General features: G+C 68.7%; 21 protein-coding genes and 1 pseudogene. 8 read left to right on the top strand and 14 right to left on the bottom strand.

From position 1 onward, the window contains the following. Positions 1-86: 86 nt before the first annotated feature. A pseudogene (locus I0D00_RS21855) lies at positions 87-1,178 on the top strand (HAMP domain-containing protein); the annotation flags it as partial. 87 nt (positions 1,179-1,265) lie between these two features. Then, a complete protein-coding gene (locus tag I0D00_RS21850) occupies positions 1,266-2,033 on the top strand; it encodes a methyl-accepting chemotaxis protein (protein ID WP_420850805.1) in 768 nt (255 codons plus the stop codon). A 99-nt stretch (positions 2,034-2,132) separates the two neighbouring features. Here the strand turns inward: I0D00_RS21850 and I0D00_RS09355 are convergent, their stop codons facing one another. Continuing rightward, entirely contained in the window at positions 2,133-2,618 is a 486-nt protein-coding gene (locus tag I0D00_RS09355) for a flavin reductase family protein (protein ID WP_213639449.1), read from the bottom strand. A 309-nt stretch (positions 2,619-2,927) separates the two neighbouring features. After that, positions 2,928-4,037 carry a bifunctional 3,4-dihydroxy-2-butanone-4-phosphate synthase/GTP cyclohydrolase II gene (ribBA, locus tag I0D00_RS09350; protein WP_213639448.1) on the bottom strand — a complete coding sequence of 370 codons (1,110 nt, stop codon included), beginning with the start codon at positions 4,035-4,037 and terminating at the stop codon, positions 2,928-2,930. A 93-nt stretch (positions 4,038-4,130) separates the two neighbouring features. On the opposite strand from ribBA, the gene I0D00_RS09345 reads away from it, so the two are divergent. Next, positions 4,131-4,424: a DUF1330 domain-containing protein gene (locus tag I0D00_RS09345; RefSeq protein ID WP_213639447.1), complete on the top strand. Its 294-nt coding sequence runs from the start codon at positions 4,131-4,133 to the stop codon at positions 4,422-4,424. A gap of 32 nt (positions 4,425-4,456) precedes the next feature. Here the strand turns inward: I0D00_RS09345 and I0D00_RS09340 are convergent, their stop codons facing one another. The 9 genes from I0D00_RS09340 to I0D00_RS09300 all read right to left on the bottom strand — a co-directional run bounded on the left by I0D00_RS09340 (position 4,457) and on the right by I0D00_RS09300 (position 12,329). Beyond that, complete coding sequence (locus I0D00_RS09340) at positions 4,457-5,020, bottom strand: NUDIX hydrolase (RefSeq protein ID WP_213639446.1); 564 nt, start codon at positions 5,018-5,020, stop codon at positions 4,457-4,459. 4 nt (positions 5,021-5,024) lie between these two features. Next, positions 5,025-5,777: a GntR family transcriptional regulator gene (locus I0D00_RS09335; protein ID WP_213639445.1), complete on the bottom strand. Its 753-nt coding sequence runs from the start codon at positions 5,775-5,777 to the stop codon at positions 5,025-5,027. 94 nt (positions 5,778-5,871) lie between these two features. Then, positions 5,872-6,261: a carboxymuconolactone decarboxylase family protein gene (locus I0D00_RS09330; RefSeq protein WP_213639444.1), complete on the bottom strand. Its 390-nt coding sequence runs from the start codon at positions 6,259-6,261 to the stop codon at positions 5,872-5,874. Between the two features lie 24 nt (positions 6,262-6,285). Then, entirely contained in the window at positions 6,286-7,737 is a 1,452-nt protein-coding gene (locus I0D00_RS09325) for an NAD-dependent succinate-semialdehyde dehydrogenase (protein WP_213639443.1), read from the bottom strand. 79 nt (positions 7,738-7,816) lie between these two features. After that, positions 7,817-8,302 carry a flavin reductase family protein gene (locus I0D00_RS09320; RefSeq protein WP_213639442.1) on the bottom strand — a complete coding sequence of 162 codons (486 nt, stop codon included), beginning with the start codon at positions 8,300-8,302 and terminating at the stop codon, positions 7,817-7,819. A gap of 32 nt (positions 8,303-8,334) precedes the next feature. After that, positions 8,335-9,816 carry an aldehyde dehydrogenase gene (locus tag I0D00_RS09315; RefSeq protein ID WP_213639441.1) on the bottom strand — a complete coding sequence of 494 codons (1,482 nt, stop codon included), beginning with the start codon at positions 9,814-9,816 and terminating at the stop codon, positions 8,335-8,337. Then, positions 9,813-10,646 (bottom strand): alpha/beta fold hydrolase, encoded by an 834-nt coding sequence (locus I0D00_RS09310; RefSeq protein WP_213639440.1) that lies wholly within the window; start codon positions 10,644-10,646, stop codon positions 9,813-9,815. The genes I0D00_RS09315 and I0D00_RS09310 overlap by 4 nt, the downstream gene beginning before the upstream one ends. Before the next feature lie 25 nt (positions 10,647-10,671). Beyond that, a complete protein-coding gene (locus I0D00_RS09305; RefSeq protein WP_213639439.1) occupies positions 10,672-11,262 on the bottom strand; it encodes an amino acid synthesis family protein in 591 nt (196 codons plus the stop codon). A gap of 173 nt (positions 11,263-11,435) precedes the next feature. After that, the gene (locus I0D00_RS09300) at positions 11,436-12,329 is read right to left on the bottom strand and encodes a LysR substrate-binding domain-containing protein (RefSeq protein WP_213639438.1); all 894 of its coding nucleotides are present in this window, start codon (positions 12,327-12,329) and stop codon (positions 11,436-11,438) included. Positions 12,330-12,434: 105 nt separating this feature from the next. Here I0D00_RS09300 and I0D00_RS09295 point away from each other — a divergent pair, with 105 nt between their 5' ends. The 3 genes from I0D00_RS09295 (at position 12,435) to I0D00_RS09285 (ending at position 16,229) form a co-directional block, all read left to right on the top strand. Next, positions 12,435-13,427, top strand: coding sequence for a YeiH family protein (locus I0D00_RS09295; protein WP_213639437.1), 993 nt, complete (start codon positions 12,435-12,437; stop codon positions 13,425-13,427). A 253-nt stretch (positions 13,428-13,680) separates the two neighbouring features. After that, the gene (locus tag I0D00_RS09290; RefSeq protein WP_338050401.1) at positions 13,681-15,252 is read left to right on the top strand and encodes a BCCT family transporter; all 1,572 of its coding nucleotides are present in this window, start codon (positions 13,681-13,683) and stop codon (positions 15,250-15,252) included. A 203-nt stretch (positions 15,253-15,455) separates the two neighbouring features. Then, positions 15,456-16,229 carry a sulfite exporter TauE/SafE family protein gene (locus I0D00_RS09285; protein WP_213639436.1) on the top strand — a complete coding sequence of 258 codons (774 nt, stop codon included), beginning with the start codon at positions 15,456-15,458 and terminating at the stop codon, positions 16,227-16,229. 7 nt (positions 16,230-16,236) lie between these two features. Here I0D00_RS09285 and ada read toward each other — a convergent pair whose 3' ends face one another. From ada to I0D00_RS09270, 3 genes are all read right to left on the bottom strand, one after another. Next, on the bottom strand, positions 16,237-17,268 hold the full coding sequence (ada, locus tag I0D00_RS09280; protein WP_213639435.1) for a bifunctional DNA-binding transcriptional regulator/O6-methylguanine-DNA methyltransferase Ada: 1,032 nt from the start codon (positions 17,266-17,268) through the stop codon (positions 16,237-16,239). A gap of 90 nt (positions 17,269-17,358) precedes the next feature. Then, complete coding sequence (locus tag I0D00_RS09275; protein ID WP_213639434.1) at positions 17,359-17,640, bottom strand: DUF2218 domain-containing protein; 282 nt, start codon at positions 17,638-17,640, stop codon at positions 17,359-17,361. 53 nt (positions 17,641-17,693) lie between these two features. Beyond that, positions 17,694-18,335 carry an NAD(P)-dependent oxidoreductase gene (locus tag I0D00_RS09270; protein WP_213639433.1) on the bottom strand — a complete coding sequence of 214 codons (642 nt, stop codon included), beginning with the start codon at positions 18,333-18,335 and terminating at the stop codon, positions 17,694-17,696. Positions 18,336-18,437: 102 nt separating this feature from the next. On the opposite strand from I0D00_RS09270, the gene I0D00_RS09265 reads away from it, so the two are divergent. Then, positions 18,438-19,328: a LysR family transcriptional regulator gene (locus I0D00_RS09265; RefSeq protein WP_213639432.1), complete on the top strand. Its 891-nt coding sequence runs from the start codon at positions 18,438-18,440 to the stop codon at positions 19,326-19,328. Positions 19,329-19,436: 108 nt separating this feature from the next. Next, complete coding sequence (locus I0D00_RS09260) at positions 19,437-20,324, top strand: PA4780 family RIO1-like protein kinase (RefSeq protein ID WP_213639431.1); 888 nt, start codon at positions 19,437-19,439, stop codon at positions 20,322-20,324. Positions 20,325-20,392 lie beyond the last annotated feature (68 nt).

The raw sequence follows: 20,392 nt of genomic DNA, 5'->3' as shown, positions 1-20,392 counted from the left end.
CATCTCGCGTATTATTGGTATACCATAATACGGGATATCCGCAAAATCTTTCTGCCCATCGGTCCCCCTCAGAACAAGGATAGAGGATGAACATCAAGCAAAAACTCACCCTGGCCTTCGCGGTCATCGCCTGCGTACCGATCGTCCTGGTCGCCGTGCTGATCGTGCTCAACCTGCGCAGCGAGGCGCGTGCAGGCTTCCTCGACAGCAGTGGCCGGGAGATACGTCAGGTCGACAATGCCATGCAGCTGTTCTTCCAGGGCATCAGCCAGAACGTCGAGTTTCTCGCCAGCCATCCGCAGCTGCAGGCCATCGACGGCGCGCTGAAAAGCTATGTCGCGCCAGACGCGGCCGCCACGCCGATGGGCGCGCAGGACCGGCGCCTGTTCGAGCTGTTCGCCGGCCTGGCCGCCAGCCATCCGGCCTATGCCTACCTGTCGCTGGGTACCCGCGAGGGTGGCTACGTGTTCTGGCCCGGCGACCCGAACCTGAGCAACTACGATCCGCGCACGCGCCCCTGGTACCGGCGAGCGCTGGCCCAGCCGGGACAGACCCAGCGCACCGAGGCCTATTACTGGGCGGCTGACGACGTGGTGCTGGTCAGCACCGTGCGCAGCTTCGCCAATCGCCTGGGCAGCCCGGGCGGGGTGGTGAACATCGACGTGTCGCTGCAGCAGCTGACCGACATCGTCAAGCAGATCAAGCTCGGCGACAGCGGCTATCTGATGCTCATGGAACACAACGGCACCGTGCTGGTGGACCCGAGCGAGCCGGGGCACAACTTCAAGCCGCTGGAGGCGCTGGGCGAGGCCTACGCCCGGCTCGGCAGCGCCGCCAGGGGCCTGGTGGAGGTGGAGCTGGACGGCGAGCGCTACATGGCCCACGTCTGGCCGTCCGAACAGCTGGGCTGGCGCTTCGTCGGCCTGGTGCGCGAGAGCGAGGTGATGAGCGCCGCCAGCCGCCTGACCTGGATGATCGCCGGCATCGCGCTGCTGCTGGCGCTGTTGTTCGCCGGCGTCGGCGCCTGGTTCGCCGGGCTGATCGTGCGGCCGATCCGCGCGGTGACCGGCGGCCTGGAGAGCATCGCCCAGGGCGAGGGCGACCTGACCGGCAGCCTGACGGTGCGCGGGCGCGACGAAACCGCGCAACTGGCCGGTTGGTTCAATCAGTTCCTCGGCGCCATCCGCCAGCTGATCCGGCGCATCGGCGAGGCGGCGGTGCAGATCCACCGCGCCTCCGGCAGTTCCAGCGCGGTGGCCGCGGAAATGGCCGAGGCCGCCGGGCGCCAGCGCGAGGCGGTGGACATGGTCTCCACCGCCTTCCATGAGATGGTCATGACCGCCAACGAGGTGGCGCGCTCCTGCAGCCAGGCCGCCGAGTCGGCCGACAACGGCCAGCGCCAGGCCCATGACGGCCAGCGGCAGATCGACGCGGCGGTCAGCAACGTCAACCGGCTCAGCCTGGAGATCGAGCAATCCGCCGACGCCATGCAGCAGCTGGAGCAGGACAGCGGCGACATCCAGTCGATCCTCGGCACCATTCGCTCGATCGCCGAGCAGACCAACCTGCTGGCCTTGAACGCGGCCATCGAGGCGGCGCGGGCCGGCGAGCAGGGGCGCGGCTTCGCCGTGGTCGCCGACGAGGTGCGCGCCCTGGCCAAGCGCACCGCCGACACCACCGGCGAGATCGACGACCTGCTCGGCAAGCTGGCCCAGCGCACCCAGCAGATGGGCGTGCAGATGCGCGGCAGCCTGGACGTGTCGCAGCAGAGCGTCGGTTCGATCAACGCGGCGAGCGCCAGCTTCGAGCAGATCCGCGCGTCGGTGGACGTGATTCGCGACATGAACACCCAGATAGCCACCGCCGCCGAGGAGCAACATCAGGTGGCCGAGGACATCAACCGGCACATCAGCCAGATTCACGGTGACGCGCAGCTGGTGGCCAGGCTGGCCGGCTCCACCCGGGACGACGCGCAGCGGCTTACCGGCCTGTCCGACGAGCTCAACGGCCTGGTCCAGCGCTTCCGCACCTGAGCGGGCACGCCCCGATCCGGCATTCGTGCCGGGACCGGGGCGATTGCAGGGGAGGTGGCTAGGGTCGCCGTGGCGGCGACCGGAGTGCGGCGCGGGGCGTCAGGCGAAGGCTTGCAGGGCGCCCATCTTGCCGCGGCAGTAGACCATCGGGATCACCTCCTGCTCCGGCACGATCAGGTTCTGTACCGCGCCGACCAGGATGGCGTGGTCGCCGCCCTCGTATTCGCGCCACAGCTCGCACTCGATGATCGCCGTGGCCTTGCTCAGGATGGGGTTGCCCAGCTCGCTGAGGGTCCACTCGATGCCCTGGGCCTTGTCGCTGCCCTTGCGGGCGAAGGCATAGGCCTCGCCCTGCTGCTCGGCCGACAGCAGGTGGATGGCGAAGCGCTGGCGCTTGATCAGCGCCGGGTAGGAGTCGGAGCTGTAGTTGGGGCAGAACAGCACCAGCGCCGGGTCCATCGACAGCGAGCTGAAGGCGCTGGCGGTCATGCCGACGATGCCGCCGTTATCGTCCAGGGTGGTGATCACGGTGACGCCGGAGGGGAAGGAGCCCATGACGTGTTTGTAGGTGCTTGCATCGATCATCTGGGATACCTCGACAGGGCATGCTGCCCCCGACAGCGCCGGGAGCGGGACTGGTGTCGCCGGCGGCTGACGGCGAATCTATGTCTGATGGTATACCGTAATATTGTCTATGCAAGTGCTTTTTCGGTGGCCGTGGCGCCGGCCGACGACCGACGCGCGTTGGCGCGCGAGTCCGGCGAGGCGGTGCTGCTGCGCGCCTCGTTCAACCTCGGGCGCCAGGGGCGAAGTGTGCGCATGGCGAGGGCCGTGGCACAGCCTGCCGGCCGCGCCGTTTCGACGGATGGCATGGCTGGGCGGCGCCGGCCGCACTTATTCGGCGAAGCTGAGGGTCTCCACCACTTCCAGGTCGTAGCCGGTCAGGCCGGCGTACTTCAGCGGCGCGCCGAGGTGGCGCAGCTTGCCGACGCCGATGTCCTGGAGGATCTGCGCGCCGGTGCCGACCTCGGAATAGATGCGCGACTGCGAGCGGTTGAACTGCTGGCGCGGCTGGGTCAGTTGCGGCACGCGCTCCAGCAGGGCCTGGGACGATTCGTTGTTGGCCAGCACCACCACCACGCCGCGGCCTTCCGCGGCGACCTTCTGCAGCGCGGCCCAGAGCGTCCAGTTCTGCGGGCCGGTGTACTCGGCGCCGACCAGGTCGCGCAGCGGGTCGATCACGTGCACGCGCACCAGGGTCGGCTCGTCACGGTCGATCTCGCCCATCACCATGGCCAGGTGCACGCCGCCTTCGATGCGGTCCTCGTAGGTGATCAGGCGGAAGTCGCCATGCACGGTCGGCAGTTCGCGCTCGCCGATGCGGGTCACCGTGTGTTCGGTGCTCAGCCGGTAGTGGATCAGGTCGGCGATGGTGCCGATCTTGACGCCGTGCCGGGCGGCGAACTGTTCCAGGTCGGGGCGACGGGCCATGCTGCCGTCCTCGTTCATCACCTCGACTATCACCGACGCCGGGCTGAAGCCGGCCAGGCGCGCCAGGTCGCAGCCGGCCTCGGTGTGCCCGGCGCGGTTGAGCACGCCGCCGTCGCGGGCGCGCAGGGGGAAGATGTGCCCGGGCTGCACCAGGTCTTCGGCCCTGGCGTCCGGGGCCACGGCGGCCAGCACGGTGCGGGCGCGGTCGGCGGCGGAGATGCCGGTGGTCACCCCCGTGGCGGCCTCGATGGAGATGGTGAAGGCGGTGGAGAAGGCGCTGCCGTTGCTCGGCACCATCTGCTCCAGGCCGAGGCGCTGGCAGTGCTCGTCGGTCAGGGTCAGGCAGATCAGGCCGCGGGCCTCGCGGGCCATGAAGTTGATCGCTTCCGGCGTGCAGCGCTCCGCGGCCAGCAGCAGGTCGCCCTCGTTCTCGCGGTCTTCGTCGTCGACCAGCAGGACCATCTTGCCCTGGCGGTAGTCTTCGATGATTTCTTCGATGCTGTTGAATGCCATGCCGGTGCTCTCGGGGGTTGCGATCGGGGGAAGATGTATATCAGGTTTTATGGTATACCATAATACGCATAACTGACGAATAGCGGAGGCAGGATGAAGGCTTACTGGATCGCCCATGTCGAGGTGACGGACCCCGAGCAGTACGGCGAATACACCCGACGGGCGCCGGCGGCGTTCGCCAAGTACGGCGCCACCTTCCTCGCCCGCGGCGGTCGCGCCCAGGCCCTGGAGGGGCGGGCGACGCCGCCGCGCAACGTGGTCATCGAGTTCGCTTCCTACGAGCAGGCCCTGGCCTGCTACAACTCGCCGGAGTACCAGGAGGCCTGTGGCCACCGCCAGGGCGCGGCGGTCGTCGAGGTGATCATAGTCGAGGGCTGCGCGCCCTGAGCGCGCCGGCCGGCCGCGGAAGACCGGCGGCCTCAGCGGATAAAGTGCACCCTGCCGCTGTCGTCGTTGCCGATGTAGATGCCGTAGACCCCCGCCTGGCGCTCCTCGATGTAGCGCTCGAGGATCTGCCGGATGGCCGGGTAGTAGATGCTCTCCCAGGGGATCTCCTCGGGGGCGAAGAAGCGGTAGTCGAGGGTTTCCGGGCCGAAGCTGCCGGTCACCTCGACCGCCACGGCGCGGAAGATGATGTACACCTCGCTGATCTTCGGCACGCTGAAGATCGAGTAGGGCGAGACGATCTCGGCGCGCACCCCGGTCTCCTCCCACACCTCGCGCAGGGCCGCCTGCTCGGTGGTCTCGCCGCTCTCCATGAAGCCGGCCGGCAGGGTCCAGGTGCCGGGGCGCGGGGCGATGGCGCGCTGGCACAGCAGGTACTTGCCGTCCTGCTCGATGATGCAGCCGGCGATGATCTTCGGGTTCTCGTAGTGGATATAGGCGCAGCCCGCGCACATCAGCCGTTCATGGCTGTCGCCGGGGGGCACCCGGCGGCTCAGGCGGTCGGTGCCACACTGGGGGCAGAAGCGCGGGGCGGGCATGGCCTCAGCGCCCTATGCGCGGGTCTTTCAGCGCGATCGGCGTGGCGATCTCGCGGGGCGTGGCGCTCTCGTCCTGCTTGGACCTGAGGTAGTCCAGGGCCACCTTGGCGGCGGCGCGCACGTGGTCCACCGAGGCCTGGTGGGCGGCCAGCGGGTCGCCGCTCTTGATCGCCGCGACGATGCGCTCCATCTCCTGGTTGCTGCTGCCGCGGCGGTTGGTCTGCGACACCGAGGTGGCGCGCAGGTAGCTGATGCGTGCCTGCAGCTGGCGCAGCTGGGTGGCGGCGATATGGTTGCCCGAGCCTTCCAGCAGCACGTCGTAGAAACCTTGCACCGAGTCGAGCACCTGCTGCAGTTCGCCTTCCTCGAGCACCCGGCGGTTTTCCTCCAGGGCGCGTTCCAGGGCGCGGATGTCCTTGGCCTTGGCGTTGAGGGTGAACAGCTGGACGATCAGCCCCTCGAGCACGCAACGCAGCTCGTAGATGTCGCGGGCGTCCTCCAGGGTGATGATGGCCACCCGCGGGCCGCGGGCGTCGGCGAACTCCACCAGGCCCTCGGACTCGAGGTGGCGCAGGGCTTCGCGCACCGAGGTGCGGCTGACCCCGAGGCGGTCGCAGAGGTCGCGCTCGACCAGGCGGTCGCCGGGCAGCAGCTGGAAGTTCATGATGGCGCTGCGCAGTTTATCCAGCACGATTTCGCGCAGGGTAACGGGGTTGCGATTGACCTTGAAGCTATCGTCGAGAGGCAGGCGTTTCATGGGTTCCGCTCTGGTTGGGGCTGTCCGTAAAAAGCAAAAAAGCACCCAGATCGCTGGATCGAGGGTGCTCGGGATGCTTCCTTCAAGCCAGTACTTACGATTGGCTTTCGGCATCTGCCTCGGCGAAGGCTTCGCGGGCGATGCGGAAACTGTCCACGGCGGCTGGCACGCCGCAGTAAATGCCGACCTGCAGCAGGATCTCGCGAATCTGCTCGCGGCTCAAACCGTTGCGCAGGGCGCCGCGGATATGCAGCTTCAGTTCGTGCGGGCGATTTAGTGCCGAAATCATCGCCAAGTTTATCATGCTGCGTTCGGCCAGGGACAAACCCTCGCGGCCCCAGACGTGGCCCCAGCAGTACTCGGTGACCAGTTCCTGCAGCGGACGGTTGAAGTCGTCGGCATTCTCGATCGACTTGCTGACATAGGCCTCGCCCAGCACCTGGGTGCGGATCGCCAGGCCCTTCTCGTACTTGTCGTTGCTCATGCGCTTCTCCTCGGCTTGCCGGACTCAGAGCCCGCCCATCAGGGTGTATTTGATTTCCAGGTAGTCCTCGATGCCGTACTTGGAGCCTTCGCGGCCCAGGCCCGAGGACTTGACCCCGCCGAACGGCGCGACCTCGGTGGAGATCAGCCCCTCGTTGATGCCGACCATGCCATATTCCAGCGCCTCGCTCATGCGCCAGGCGCGGCCCAGGTCGCGGGTGTAGCAATAAGCGGCCAGGCCGTACTCGGTGTCGTTGGCCAGCTGCACGGCCTCGGCCTCGCTGGCGAAGCGGAACACCGCGGCCAGGGGGCCGAAGGTCTCCTCGCGGGCGACCTTCATCTGCAGGGAAACATCGGCCAGCACCGTCGGCTGGAAGAAGCCGTGGCCCAGGGCGTGGCGCTCGCCGCCGCAGAGCAGCCGCGCACCCTTGCCCAGGGCGTCCTGCACATGGTCTTCGACCTTGGCCACGGCGCGCTGGTTGATCAGCGGGCCCTGGGTGACCCCGGCGCTGAAGCCGTCGCCGACCCGGAACTCGGCCACCCGCTCGGCCAGGCGGCTGACGAAGGCCTCGTAGATGCCGTCCTGCACCAGGAAGCGGTTGACGCACACGCAGGTCTGCCCGGCGTTGCGGAACTTGGCGATCAGCGCGCCCTCCACCGCGCGCTCCAGGTCGGCGTCGTCGAAGACGATGAACGGCGCGTTGCCGCCCAGTTCCAGGGAGACCTTCTTCAGGGTCTCGGCGCACTGTGCCATGAGCAGCTTGCCGATGGCGGTGGAGCCGGTGAAGGACAGCTTGCGCACCGCGGCGCTGGCGGTCAGTTCGCCGCCGATCGCCACGGCGTCGCCGGTGACCACGCTGAAGATGCCCGCCGGGATGCCGGCCTGCTCGGCCAGGGCGGCCATGGCCAGGGCGGAGAAGGGCGTCTCCGGCGCCGGCTTGACGATGCACGGGCAGCCGGCGGCCAGGGCCGGGCCGGCCTTGCGGGTGATCATCGCGGCGGGGAAGTTCCACGGCGTGATGGCGGCGACCACGCCGATCGGCTCCTTGCTCACCACGATGCGCGCATCGCCCTTGTGGCTGGGAATGGTGTCGCCGTAGATGCGCTTGGCTTCCTCGGCGAACCACTCGATGAAGCTGGCGGCGTAGAGGATCTCGCCCTTGGCCTCGGCCAGCGGCTTGCCCTGCTCCAGGGTGAGAATTTCCGCCAGGGCGTCGGCGTGCTCCAGCATCAGCCCGTGCCAGCGCTTGAGGATGGCGCTGCGCTCCTTGGCCGTGCGCGCGCGCCAGGCCGGCCAGGCGGCTTCGGCGGCGGCGATGGCGCGGCGGGTTTCCGCGGTGCCCATGTTCGGCACCCGGCCGATCGGGGCGCCGTTGGCCGGGTTGAAGATGTCCTGGGTGGTGGCGTCCTGGGCGTCGCACCAGTGGCCATCGATATAGGCCTGCTGGCGGAACAGCTGTGCGGCTGCTGGGGTCATGTCGGCTCCGAAAATAAAAAAGGGGTCGCCACCAGGGTGAACGGCAGGCGACCCCAAAAAAATGGTCTGGCGATCAGGCTCAGGCGATGGCGGGCAGGGCGCCGAGCTTGCCGCGGTGGTAGACCATGGGGGTGACCTCGGTCTCGGGCAGGATCAGGTTCTGCACCGCGCCGACGATGATGGCGTGGTCGCCGCCGTCGTACTCGCGCCACAGCTCGCATTCGATGATCGCCGTGGCGTTGCTCAGCAGCGGGTTGCCCAGCGCGCTGAGCCGCCAGGCGATGCCCTTGGCCTTGTCCTTGCCCTTGCCGGCGAAGGCGTAGGCTTCGGCCTTCTGCTCGGCGGACAGCAGGTGGATGGCGAAGCGCTTGCTGGCGCAGAGCAGCGGGTAGGAGTCCGAGGCGTAGTTGGGGCAGAACAGCACCAGCGCCGGGTCGATGGACAGGGCGCTGAAGGCGCTGGCGGTGATGCCGACGATGCCGCCGGCCTCGTCGAGGCAGGTGACCACGGTGACGCCGGAGGGGAAGGAGCCCATCACCTCTTTGTAAATGCCGGGTTCGATCATTTTCGCTCTCTCTGAATACGGTTGCTGCGCGCTCAACGCATCACGAAGGGGTCGGCCATCGGCGCCTGCGAGAGGTTGATCCACACCGTCTTCTGCTCGGTGTAGGCGAGCACCGAGTCGATGCCGCTCTCGCGACCGTAGCCGCTGTTCTTGAAGCCGCCGATCGGCGCCATGGCCGAGACCGCGCGGTAGGTGTTGACCCAGATGATGCCCGAGCGCACGTCGCGGGCCAGGCGGTGGGCGCGGCCCAGGTCGCGGGTCCAGATGCCGGCGGCCAGGCCGAACTGCGAGTCGTTGGCGATGGCCAGGGCCTCGGCCTCGTCCTTGAAGCGGATCACCGAGGCGACCGGGCCGAACACTTCTTCCTGCATGATCTTCATCGAGTTGCTGTCGCACTCGAACAGGGTCGGCTCGTAGTACCAGCCGTTGCCCTCGATCTGCGCGCGCTTGCCGCCCAGGCGCAATGTCGCGCCCTCGGCCAGGGCGTCGGCGACCAGGCCTTCGACCACTGCCAGCTGCTGCGCGGTGGCCATGGGGCCCATCTCGCTGCTGTCGTCCTGCGGGTTGCCGATGCGGATGCGCCGGGCGCGCTCGACCAGGCGCTCGACGAATTCGTCGTAGATCTCGTCCTGCACCAGCAGGCGTGAGCCGGATACGCAGCTCTGCCCGGAGGCGGCGTAGATGCCGGCGACCGCGCCGTTGATGGCGCTGTCCAGGTCGGCGTCGGCGAAGATGATGTTCGGCGACTTGCCGCCCAGCTCCAGGGACAGCTTGGCGAAGTTCTCCGCACTGCTGCGCACCACGTGGCGGGCGGTGGCGGCGCCGCCGGTGAAGGCGATCTTGCGTACCAGCGGGTGGCGGGTCAGGGCCGCGCCGGTGCTGGCGCCGTAGCCGGTGATGACGTTGACCACGCCCGGCGGAATGCCGGCCTCCAGGGCCAGGCGCGCCAGCTCCAGGAGGGTCGCCGAGGCGTGCTCGGACGGCTTGATGACCATGGTATTGCCGGCGGCCAGGGCCGGCGCCAGCTTGATCGCGGTCAGGTACAGCGGGCTGTTCCAGGGGATGATCGCCGCCACCACGCCGAGCGGCTCGTGCACGGTGTAGCCGAACATGTCGGTCTTATCCAGCGGCAGCGTGCCGCCTTCCAGCTTGTCGGCCAGGCCGGCGGTGTAGTGGAAGAACTCCGGCAGGTAGCCGACCTGGCCGCGGGTCTCGCGGATCAGCTTGCCGTTGTCGCGGCTCTCCAGCTGGGCCAGGCGCTCCTTGTTCTCGGCGATCAGGTCGCCCAGGCGACGCAGCAGCTTGCCGCGGGCGGTGGCCGTCAGGCCGCGCCAGGCCGGGCTGTCGAAGGCCGCCTGGGCGGCCTGCACGGCGCGCTCGACGTCGGCTTCGGCGGCGTCGGGCAGCTCGGCCCAGGGCTCGGCATGGGCCGGGTCGAGGCTGTGGAAGGTGTTGCCGGAAAGGGCATCGACCCATTGGCCGTCGATGCACATCTGAAAGCGCGTGAGTGTCATGCAACGATCCCCTGTGCTGGGTTCTCTGTGGTCTGGGCGCGATGGAGGAAGTCGAGCAGCAGCTGGTTGACCAGGCGCGGCGACTCCACCGGCATCATATGCCGCTGCTCGGCGAGCACGGCGACTTGTGCCCCGGGAATGCGTGCGGCCAGCTCCCGGGCCATCTGCGGGGTCGAGCCGGGGTCCAGCTCGCCGGTGGCGATCAGGGCCGGCACGCCGATGCCGTGCAGGGCGTCGGCCCGGTACATGTCCTGGGTGGCGAACAGCTCGTAGGTGGTCAGGTAGCCCTGCGGATCGTTGCTGGCCAGGGTCTGGCGCAGCGCGGCGATCTGCGCCGGGTTGGCGGCCTGGTATTCGCGGCTGAACCAGCGCGTCAGGGCCGCCTCGGCGTTGGCGTTGGGGCCATGCTCGGCGACCTGGCGGGCGCGCTCGATCACCCCGGCGCTCTGCTCCGGGTTGCGGTTGAACACGCTGTTGAGCACCACCAGGCCGCCGGTGCGCTGCGGGTGGTGCAGGGCGAAGGCGCGGGCGATCAGGCCGCCCATGGAGAAGCCGATGATGGTCGCCTGGGCCAGTTCCAGGTGGTCGAGCAGCTCGAGCAGCTGCTCGGCATAGCCGGCCAGGCTCGTGCCGGCGGCCGGCCGCGGGCTGGCGCCATGGCCGAGCATGTCGTAGGCGATGACCCGGTAGCTCGGCGCCAGGCCGACGATCTGTCCGCCCCACATCTCTTTGTTCAGGCCGACGCCGTGGATCAGGACCACAGGCCGGCCCTGGCCGGTCGCCAGGTAGCTGGTGCCGGCGGGGGTGCGTTCAGCGGTGAGTAGTGTCATGGGGCGCTCCTGCACTGACCGGCAATTACTGCGCCTGCTCGGCGGCCAGCTCTTCCAGGTCGCTGTAGCGGTTGCCGATGCGCGGGTGCAGGCGGCCGCCGTCGGAGGCGCCGAGGACCACGACGATCTCGTCGGCGCGCGGGGCGTCCTCGATCTGCATCTCCAGGGTGATGTAGTGCGAGCGCGCGCCTTCGTCGTCCTTGTGCATCATCGGGATCTGGATCGAGGTGCCCGGGCCGCCGCGCTTGTTGGTGAAGCTCAGGTAGCTCTTGGCGTTCACCGCCTGGCGGTAGTGATTGCCGAAGCGCAGGTTGTGGATCACCGCGGAGGCGTGCTCGATCTCGCCGTCGGCGCCGACCACGGCGGCCTTGCCGTAGGCCTCGATCTTCTCGGCGCCACCGATGGCGTCGACCAGGCGCTTGACCATCAGCGCGCCCAGCTCGGAGCTGTTGGCCTTGATTTCCGAGCGCAGGTCGTCGACGAAGTCGCGGCCGGCCCAGGGGTTCTTCATCACGACCGCCAGGCCGACCATGGTGACCGGCTTGTCGGTGGCCTTGCCACCTTCGATAAGGGTTTCTTCCACGTAGCTGACGATCTTGCGGATTTCGAAGCTCATGAGGGTCTCCTGGGCTGCTGAGGGACGGGGTTGGTCAGGCTGATTTGGTCTCATGGTATACCATAATACGAGACATGCAAATCCCGGCACGGCAGGGGCCCCCGGCGATGGGCCGGGAGGCGCTCGGGCCGGGGCCGCCGGAGTCGCGCCGGCGCAGCCTCGGCGGGCATGGGCTAGGCGCCCGGCGGGGTGGGCTCCGCGGCGCCGAGGAAGTCGCTGAAGGCCTGGCCGAGGGTGCTGCTCAGCTCCCGGGGCTGGGTCACCAGCGACAGGCGGCGCCTGAGGTTCATCGGCGTCTGCAGGATGACCAGCTCGCCCGCCGCGACCTCCTCGGCGATGGCCAGTTGCGAGAGGCAGCCGATTCCGAGGCCGGCCTTGACCGACTGCTTGATCGCCTCCTGGCGGTTCAGTTCCAGGGCCAGCTTGAGTTGTGCGCCGAGCTGCTGCACCGCGGCATCGAAGATCGCCCGGGTACCCGAGCCGGGCTCGCGCAGGACCCAGCGCTGCTCGGCGATCTGGGCGATGTCCAGCCGTCCGCGGCGGGCCAGCGGATGCTCGGGGTGGCAGAAGACCTCCAGGTGATCCTCGCGCCAGGGGCGGACCTGCAGTCGCTGATGCAGGGCCGGCCCCTCGATCAGGCCCACGTGGGCCTGGCCCCTTTCCAGCTGGGCCAGCACCTCGCTGGTGTTGGCGATGGCCAGGGCCGGCTCCACGGCGGGGTGGCGGCGGCCGAACTCGGCCAGCAGGCGCGGCAGCAGATAGCAGGCGATGGTGACGCTGGCGGTGACCCGCAGGGTGCCGCTGAGCGCGGCCGGGTCCGGCGACCTGAGGCCGTCGACCAGCTGCAGGATCTGGCTGATCTGCGGCAGCACCTGGCGCCCCGCCTGGGTGATCACCAGCTCCCGGCCGACCCGGTTGAACAGCGGATAGCCCAGCGCCCCCTGCAGCTCCTTGAGCGCCTGGCTGGCGGCGGACTGGCTGATCGACTGGTCGGCGGCGGCCAGGGTCAGGCGCCCCAGGCGTGCGGTGGCCTCGAAGATCTTCAGCTGGCGGATGTTGACGTTCATGATAAATGTTCGTTTCTGCTTAAGAGAAAGATAAAATATATCCAATATACTTAATTTTTCCAGGGCTCGAAGCTGTCGGCATCGCCATCATCCGGGTCCGTCGCCATGTCCTTGCGCATCGTTCTGCCACTGATCGCCCTCTGTGCTCTGCTGGTCGCCGCCATCCCGGAAGTGGCGCGGTTCGGCCTGAGCGCCCTGCCGTTGGCGATCGTCATGGGCATGCTGGTCGGCCATTGCCGCCGCGCCGTCGCCTCGCCGCGGGAAGTCGCCTTCACCCGCTTCTGCCAGCAGCGCCTGCTGCGCCTGGGCATCATCCTGTTCGGCTTCGGCCTGAGCTTTCAGCAGCTGGCCGCCGTCGGCTGGCGTTCCCTGCTGCTCGACGGCGTGGTGATCTGCACGGTGTTCGTCGTCGGCACGCTGCTCGGTACGCGGCTGTTCCGGTTGCACCGCGACGTGGCCATCCTCACGTCGGTGGGCAGCGCGGTGTGCGGCGCGGCGGCGGTGATGGCCACCGAGTCGGTGCTGAAGTCGCGCCAGCAGCATGTCACGGTGGCGATCGCCACCGTCGTGCTGTTCGGCACCCTGGCGATGTTCAGCTACCCGCTGATCTACCAGTTCTCCGGCATGAGCGAGCAGGCCTTCGGCATCTACATAGGCAGTACCGTGCACGAGGTGGCGCAGGCGGTCGCCGCCGGCGAGGCAGTGGGCGGCGAGGCATTGCAGGCGGCGGTGGTGGTCAAGCTGATCCGGGTGATGATGCTCGCCCCCTTCATCCTGCTGCTCAGTACCTTTCTCGCCCGCCGCGGCGGCGGTGACGGCGAGGGCGCGGCTAGCCTGGTGATCCCCTGGTTCGTCCTGGGCTTCATCGCCGCCGCCGGCATCAACAGCCTGCAGGTGCTGCCGCCGGCCGCCATGCCGGTCATCCAGCTGGTCAGCCAGTTCACCCTGGCCATCGCCATGGCCGCCCTCGGCGTGCAGACGCGCTGGAGCACGATCCGTCAGGCGGGGGCCGGGCCCATGGTGCTGGCGCTGATCCTGTTCCTGCTGCTGATCGTCGGCGGCTTCTTTCTCAACCAATGGCTGATCGGAGCGCGCTAGCTAGACGACGCTCCGTCGGATAGTTCTGGGGGCAAGAGGAGGTGGCGTAACGGGGCCACGGGCGGTTGCGTCAGAGCGTTTAGCGCAGGGTGCAGAATGGGTTTACCGTATTATGGTGTGTGGTATACCATGATCGGTAGCGATTGCTGCTGCCTGCAGTTCTCTGGTGACGGAGGGCGCGGGGCGAGTGCCCCCCGCGGTCGCGACAAGCACCTTTGTGTGTCCCATACAAAAATAAGGAGGAGGCGCGCTCGTGAGCGAACATCCTATGCAAGGCACCCAGCGTCTGTTCGCAGGCGTAAATCCGACGATGGCCGTCGCCTCCCTGGCGATGGTACTGGTCTTCGTGTTGTTCACCGTGACCTATGGCGAGCTGGCCAACAGCCTCTATACCGGCGTCAAGCAGTGGATCGAGAGCTCCCTGGGCTGGTACTACGTGGCGGTGGTCAGCGTCGTGCTGTTCTTCACCTTCTGGGTCGGTCTCAGCCGTTTCGGCAACCTGCGCCTGGGTCGTGACGACGAGCGTCCCGAGTTCAGCAACTTCTCCTGGTTCGCCATGCTGTTCAGTGCGGCGGTCGGCACCGGCCTGCTGTTCTGGAGCATCGCCGAGCCGTTGATGCACATGCAGGGCAATCCCTTCATGGACATGGCCGGGGTGGCGGCGAATACCCCGGAGGCGGCGCAGATCGCCCTGCGCGTGACCATGTTCCACTGGGGCCTGCACGGCTGGAGCATCTACATCATCGTCGGCCTGATCCTGGCCTACTTCACCTACCGCCGCGGCCTGCCGCTGACCGTGCGTTCGGCGCTGTATCCGCTGATCGGCGAGCGCATCTACGGCCCGATCGGCCATGCCGTCGACCTGCTGGCGATCTTCAGCACCCTGTTCGGCACCGCCACCACCCTGGGCCTGGGCGTGTCGCAGATGAACGCCGGCCTGAACTACATGTTCGGCATCGAGATCTCCACCACCAATCAGCTGATCCTCATTTCGGCTACCGCGGTGGTCGCCACGCTCTCGGCGGTGTCCGGGGTACGCAAGGGCATCCTCTGGCTCAGCGAGTGGAACATCCGTCTGAGCAGCATCCTGTTCCTGTTCCTGCTGCTGGCCGGGCCGACCGTGTTCCTGCTGGGCCTGTACGCCACCAGCCTGGGCGACTACCTGGCCACCTTCATCCCCATGGGCATGTGGACCGACTCCAACCCCGAGCGTCAGTGGCAGGGCTGGTGGACCATCTTCTACTGGGGCTGGTGGCTGTCCTGGGGCCCGTTCGTCGGCATGTTCATCGCCCGTATCTCCCGTGGCCGCACCGTGCGCCAGGTGGTTCTGGGCGGCATGCTCGCCGCGACCCTGGGCGCCTTCCTGTGGATCGTGATCATGGGCGGTACCGGCGTGTCGCTGCAGCTGGCCGGCGCCATCGACCTCAACGCGGTGGCCAACTCCGACGTGACCATGGTGCTGTACAAGACCATCGAGGGCCTGAACGTGTCCTGGGCGACCATGGCCATGGCCGGCCTGGCCACCCTGATGATCGTCAGCTGGTTCGTCACCTCGGCCGACTCGGCCACCCTGGTGATCTGCACCATCCTGTCGATGGGCAACCAGAACCCGCCGCAGCGCTTCCGCATCATCTGGGGCCTGGGCCTCGGCGCGTTGGCCGGCGTGCTGCTGCTGGCCGGCGGCCTGAAGGGCCTGCAGGCGGCCACCATCGCCGCGGCGCTGCCGTTCTCCGTGGTGCTGCTGGTGATCTGCTACAGCCTGGTGCGCGCGCTGCACCAGGAAGAGGGCGAGGCGCTCTGCGCCCGCACCGTCCAGGGCGCCTGAGCCGCGGACGGCCTCGACCCAGCCGCCGCTAGCGGCTGAGCGGAGCCCATGGCGTCGTCGATCCACGGTCGGCGGCGGCATGGGCTTCGCCATTTCGCTGGCGGGGCGCTACAGTGACCCCCTCATCAGGGTTGTGGCGCGGTGGCGGCGATATGGCCGCAGTGAGGGCCAGCATGGCTCGCGGGCCCGACAAGGACACCGGAATGAGCCTGGACGTACACCTGCTGTTTCTGTTCTGCGTGGCCCTGGCCACCTTCGCCCAGTGCCTGACCGGTTTCGCCTTCGGCCTGATCCTCATCGGCCTGGTCGCCCTCCTGCAGCTGCTGCCCCTCGGCGAGGTGGCGGTGGTGATCAGCATCCTCACCCTGGGCAACGCCCTGGTCACCGTGGCCGGCCCCAAGCCGACGCTGGACCGCACGATTCTCACGCCGCTGTTGCTCAGCAGCCTGCTCGGGGTGTGCCTCGGGATCTGGGGGCTCGGAGCCCTGGACGGTCGGCAGATCGCCTGGCTGCGCCTGCTGCTCGGCGGGGTGATCATCCTTGCCAGCCTGATGCTGGTGGTGCAGAACCGGCCGCGCGAGCGGTTGTCCGGAGCGCCGGCCCTCTGGGTGGCCGGCGGCCTCTGCGGCGTGCTCAACGGCCTGTTCTCCAGCGGTGGGCCGCCGATCGTCTATCACCTGTATCGCCAGCCCCTGGGCTACGAGCTGATCCGCAATACCCTGATCACCGTGTTCGCCTGCAACGCGGCCATGCGCCTGGGTCTGGTCGCGGTCCAGGGGCAGCTGTCGCTGGACACCCTGTGGCTCAGCGCCGAGGCCCTGCCGCTGGTCATGCTGCTCAGCTGGCTGGTGCGCCGCTATCCGCCGAAGCTGTCGCTGCGCGCGGTGCGCTGGCTGGTGTTCGTCCTGCTGCTGCTGGCCGGGGGCAGCCTAATCGCCGAGGCGGTGCCGGAGCTGCTGGCCCTGTATCAGGGCTGAGCGCGCCTCAGCTTTCCTGGCGTTCGCGGCGCAGCAGCGCCGCCTTGCGTGCGACGCCCCAGCGATAGCCCCCCAGGCTGCCGTCGGCCGCCACCACCCGGTGGCAGGGCACCAGCAGGCCCAGGGGGTTGCTGGCACAGGCCCGGGCCACGGCGCGCGGGTGGCTGCCGAGCGCGGCGGCCAGTTCGCCATAGCGCCGGGTCTGGCCCGCCGGGATCTGCCGCAGGGCCTGCCACACCTGCTGCTGGTAGGCGGTGCCGCGCAGGTCCAGGGGCAGCCGGGCGGCGCGCCCGGGCTCCTCGATCTGCGCGACCACCTGACGCAGCCAGTCGCCGAGGCCGGGATCATCGCGCTGCAAGTCGGCGGCGCTGAAGCGTTGCTGCAACTCCTCCTCCAGCTGCGCGGCGCCGTCGCCGAACAGCAGGGCGCACACGCCCTTGGCGCTGCTGGCCAGCAGCAGCTGGCCGAGGGGGCAGGGGGCGATGGCGTAGCGCAGCCGCTCGCCTTCGCCGCGCCGGCGGCGCTGAGCCGGGCTCAGGGCCTCGGCTTCCTCGTAGAGGGCGCGGGTGCCGGAATAGCCGGCGGCCAGGGCCGCCTCCAGCACCGAGTCGGCTTTCGGCAGGCGGGCGTCCAGCTCGGCGCGACGCCGCGCCTTGAGCCAGCCCCTGGGGGTCAGGCCGGTGCGGGCCTTGAAGGCGCGCACCAGGTGCGAGGGCGACAGGCCGATGCGCGCGGCCAGTTGCGCCAGGGTCGGGGTGGGCTGCAGCTCGCTCAGCAGGCGGCAGGCGGCGGCGACCAGCGCGTCCAGCTGCTCGGCCGGGCTGGCGCCCTGGGGCGAGCAACGCCGGCACGGGCGGAAGCCGGCGGCCTCGGCGCTGGCCGGGTCGGCGTGGAAGCTGACGTTGGCGCGCAGCGGCCGCCGCGCCGGGCAGCTCGGCCGGCAGTAGATGCCGGTGGAGCGCACGGCGAAGACGAACTGGCCGTCGCGGGCGGCATCGCGGGCGCAGACGGCTTGCCAGCAGAGGTCGGGATCGAGCATGGCGCGGCTCCTTGGGGTGATGGCCCGATTGTCGGCCCTCGGGCCGGCCGCGCCAATCCGAATCGCGCTTTCAAATCGCCGGCGACTCGCTCACTGCCAGTCGAGCGTCAGCGCTTCCTGCCAGGCGAAGCGTTCGAAGTGGCTGGCCACCACGTGCTGGAGCTTGGCCAGCTGCTCCTGTTCCTCGGCATGCACGCTCAGGCGCAGGCCATCGTCTTCGGCGGCGAGCAGCGCCAAGCCGAAGGCGAACTCGATACGCCCCTGCTGTTGGTCGAAGCTGACCGGGATCTTGTGGGCGAAATGCTTGCACAGGCGGCCGATATAGCGGGCCGGCGTGGCAGTGGCGACATGGGTGGTGGCGGTCAGGGTCATGGGGTCTCCAGATGTGGGCGGGGCAGGCGCGCGAGGCCGCGCCTGTCGGGGGCTCAGTAGCCGACGGTAAAGCGTTGGCGGATGTGCTGCGGCTGTTCCAGTTCGTCGATGATGGCCACGGCCAGGTCGGTCACGCTGATGCTCGCCGGCGCCTCGCCGTTCATCAGCAGCTGGTCGCCGCCGATACGGAACTGGCCGCTACGCGCGCCCGGTTGCAGCAGCGCTGGCGGCGAGATGAAGCTCCAGTCCAGCGCAGTTTCCGTCCGGATCAGCTCGAGGGCCTGGCGCGCGCCCTCGGCGCCTTCCTTGTATTCGGCGGGGAAGTCCGGGGTGTCGATCAGCTGCAGGCCCGGTGCGACATACAGGCTGCCGGCGCCGCCGACCACCAGCAGGCGCTGGATATCGGCTTGCCGGGTCGCCGCATAGATCGCCCGGGTGCCCTGGACGAATCGCTCGCGAATGTTCGCCTGGCCCCAGCCGGGGTTGAAGGCGTGAACCACTGCATCATGGCCGCGCAGGGCCGCGGCCAGCGCCTCGGTGTCATAGGCATCGGCAGCCACGGCATTCAGCGCCGAGTGCGCGGGCAGCTTCTGCGGCTGGCGGACCAGGCCGGTGACCAGGTGGCCCCGGTTCAGGGCCTCCTGCAGAACGGCGGCGCCGACGAAACCGCTGGCGCCGATCAGGGCGATGTTCATGGGTGTCTCCTCGGGTGGTTTTCGTCGGGGGAGATAATCGCAGCTGGATAAAGGTCGAAAAAATAGGCTAAAAACGCTTTGACTATTAAGCAGGGCTAACTAATGGAACAGCTCAAACGTATGGCGATCTTCGCCATGGTGGTCGAGCGCGGCTCCATGGTGGCCGCCGCCGAGGTGCTCGGCATGACCCCCTCTGCGGTCAGCCAGCAGATCCGCAGGCTGGAGGACGGCACCCAGGTCAGCTTGCTGCATCGCACCACCCGCAAGCTGACTCTGACCGAGGCCGGCGCCGCCTTCTACCAGAGTTGCGCCCGGGTGCTGGCCTTGGCCCAAGAGGCCGAGCAGCGCCTGGCCGAACTGCGCGATGCGCCGGTCGGCGAGCTGCGCATCGCCGCCCCGGTGGGCTTCGCCGGCGCCCCGATCTGCGCGGCCCTGGCGCCGTTGTTGCAGGCGCACGGCGGGCTGAGCCTGCAGCTGTTCTTTCACGACGAGCCGATCGACCTGGTCGAACAGCGCATCGACCTGGCGATCCGCGCCGGCAGTCAGCCGGACTCCAGCCTGGTGGCGCGGCATATCGGCGACTCGCGCATGCTGCTGTGCGCGGCGCCGAGCTACCTGGCGCGGCGGGCGCCGATCGGTCGACCCGCCGAGCTGATCGGCCTCGACTGGCTGACCTTGAACACCGATGCCCGCTTCAACACCCTCAGCCTGCAGGGGCCGGCGGGCGAGCAGGAGAAGCTGCGCATCGAAAGCCGGGTCGGCTGCAACAACATCCTGGCCGTACGTCAGTTCACCCTGGCCGGGATGGGCGTGTCGTTGCAGCCGGCGCACGAGGTACGCGAGGAGCTGGCGGCAGGTAGGCTGCGCGATGTGCTGCCGGGCTGGCGTTTGCCGCCTCTGGGGATCTACCTGGTCACCCCGCGCCGCGATGCCCAGCCAGCCAAGGTGCGCTATGCCCTCGAGGCACTGCGCCAGCATCTGTTGCGCGATTGAGGATGCGCGGCCGGGTAATGGTCGCCCCAGGGTGGGTTATGGGCGCCGATTGCCGTATAACGGGCGGCACACGCGAATAGGGCAACACAGGACCCGCGATCGAAGCCGATGAAGACACCAAAACGTATTGAACCCCTGGTCGAGGATGGTCTGGTCGACGAGGTCATACGCCCGCTGATGAGCGGCAAGGAGGCCGCGGTGTTCGTGGTGCGCTGCGGCGATGAGCTGCGCTGCGCCAAGGTCTACAAGGAGGCCAACAAGCGCGGCTTCCGTCAGTCCGTGGAGTACCAGGAAGGCCGCAAGGTGCGCAACAGCCGCGACGCCCGCGCCATGGCCCGGGGCTCGAAGTACGGGCGCAAGGGCCAGGAGGACGCCTGGCAGAATGCCGAGGTGGCGGCGCTGTTCCGCCTGGCCAACGCCGGGGTGCGGGTGCCCAAGCCCTATGACTTCCTCGAGGGCGTGCTGCTGATGGAACTGGTCGACGACGGCGAGGGCGGCGTGGCGCCGCGGCTCAACGACGTCGACCTGCACCCGGAGGACGCCCGCGAGTTCCACGCCTTCATGATCCAGGAAGTGGTGAAGATGCTCTGCGCCGGCCTGGTACACGGCGACCTGTCCGAGTTCAACGTGCTGCTCGGCCCCGAGGGGCCGGTGATCATCGACCTGCCGCAGGCGGTGGATGCGGCGGGCAACAACCACGCCTTCAAGATGCTCGAGCGCGACGTCGGCAACATGGCCGCCTACTTCGGCCAGTTCGCCCCCGAACTGAAATACACCAAGTACGCCAAGGAGATGTGGGCGCTGTTCGAGGAAGGCAAGCTGACCCCGGACAGTCCGCTGACCGGCGAATTCGCCGACCCCGAGGACACCGCCGATGTCGATGCGGTGATGCGCGAGATCAAGGCCGCCCTGGCCGAGGAGGCACGGCGCCAGGCCCTGCTCAACGCCGAGGACGCGCCGCGCGGCGAAGAACCGCCGCCGCCCTGGATGCAGTAACCCCCGTCCGCACCCGGCGCTCGCCGGGTGCCGCTTTCCCGTCCTGGGCCCTCCCCCCTGGCTGCCGG

This window comes from Pseudomonas lalucatii (genome assembly GCF_018398425.1).
GTDB lineage: Bacteria > Pseudomonadota > Gammaproteobacteria > Pseudomonadales > Pseudomonadaceae > Aquipseudomonas > Aquipseudomonas lalucatii.
Note: the sequence above shows the minus strand (reverse complement) of the source record. Positions and strands in the feature narration are given on the sequence as shown.

Coding starts and splice junctions, on each gene's coding strand:
- I0D00_RS09260 (WP_213639431.1), top strand. CDS start 19,437: ATGAAGACACCAAAACGTATTGAACCCCTGGTCGAGGATGGTCTGGTC.
- I0D00_RS09345 (WP_213639447.1), top strand. CDS start 4,131: ATGAAGGCTTACTGGATCGCCCATGTCGAGGTGACGGACCCCGAGCAG.
- I0D00_RS09340 (WP_213639446.1), bottom strand. CDS start 5,020: ATGCCCGCCCCGCGCTTCTGCCCCCAGTGTGGCACCGACCGCCTGAGC.
- I0D00_RS09330 (WP_213639444.1), bottom strand. CDS start 6,261: ATGAGCAACGACAAGTACGAGAAGGGCCTGGCGATCCGCACCCAGGTG.
- I0D00_RS09275 (WP_213639434.1), bottom strand. CDS start 17,640: ATGACCCTGACCGCCACCACCCATGTCGCCACTGCCACGCCGGCCCGC.
- I0D00_RS09325 (WP_213639443.1), bottom strand. CDS start 7,737: ATGACCCCAGCAGCCGCACAGCTGTTCCGCCAGCAGGCCTATATCGAT.
- I0D00_RS09315 (WP_213639441.1), bottom strand. CDS start 9,816: ATGACACTCACGCGCTTTCAGATGTGCATCGACGGCCAATGGGTCGAT.
- ribBA (WP_213639448.1), bottom strand. CDS start 4,037: ATGGCATTCAACAGCATCGAAGAAATCATCGAAGACTACCGCCAGGGC.
- I0D00_RS09355 (WP_213639449.1), bottom strand. CDS start 2,618: ATGATCGATGCAAGCACCTACAAACACGTCATGGGCTCCTTCCCCTCC.
- ada (WP_213639435.1), bottom strand. CDS start 17,268: ATGCTCGATCCCGACCTCTGCTGGCAAGCCGTCTGCGCCCGCGATGCC.
- I0D00_RS09335 (WP_213639445.1), bottom strand. CDS start 5,777: ATGAAACGCCTGCCTCTCGACGATAGCTTCAAGGTCAATCGCAACCCC.
- I0D00_RS09270 (WP_213639433.1), bottom strand. CDS start 18,335: ATGAACATCGCCCTGATCGGCGCCAGCGGTTTCGTCGGCGCCGCCGTT.
- I0D00_RS09265 (WP_213639432.1), top strand. CDS start 18,438: ATGGAACAGCTCAAACGTATGGCGATCTTCGCCATGGTGGTCGAGCGC.
- I0D00_RS21850 (WP_420850805.1), top strand. CDS start 1,266: ATGGCCGAGGCCGCCGGGCGCCAGCGCGAGGCGGTGGACATGGTCTCC.
- I0D00_RS09310 (WP_213639440.1), bottom strand. CDS start 10,646: ATGACACTACTCACCGCTGAACGCACCCCCGCCGGCACCAGCTACCTG.
- I0D00_RS09285 (WP_213639436.1), top strand. CDS start 15,456: ATGAGCCTGGACGTACACCTGCTGTTTCTGTTCTGCGTGGCCCTGGCC.
- I0D00_RS09305 (WP_213639439.1), bottom strand. CDS start 11,262: ATGAGCTTCGAAATCCGCAAGATCGTCAGCTACGTGGAAGAAACCCTT.
- I0D00_RS09300 (WP_213639438.1), bottom strand. CDS start 12,329: ATGAACGTCAACATCCGCCAGCTGAAGATCTTCGAGGCCACCGCACGC.
- I0D00_RS09295 (WP_213639437.1), top strand. CDS start 12,435: ATGTCCTTGCGCATCGTTCTGCCACTGATCGCCCTCTGTGCTCTGCTG.
- I0D00_RS09320 (WP_213639442.1), bottom strand. CDS start 8,302: ATGATCGAACCCGGCATTTACAAAGAGGTGATGGGCTCCTTCCCCTCC.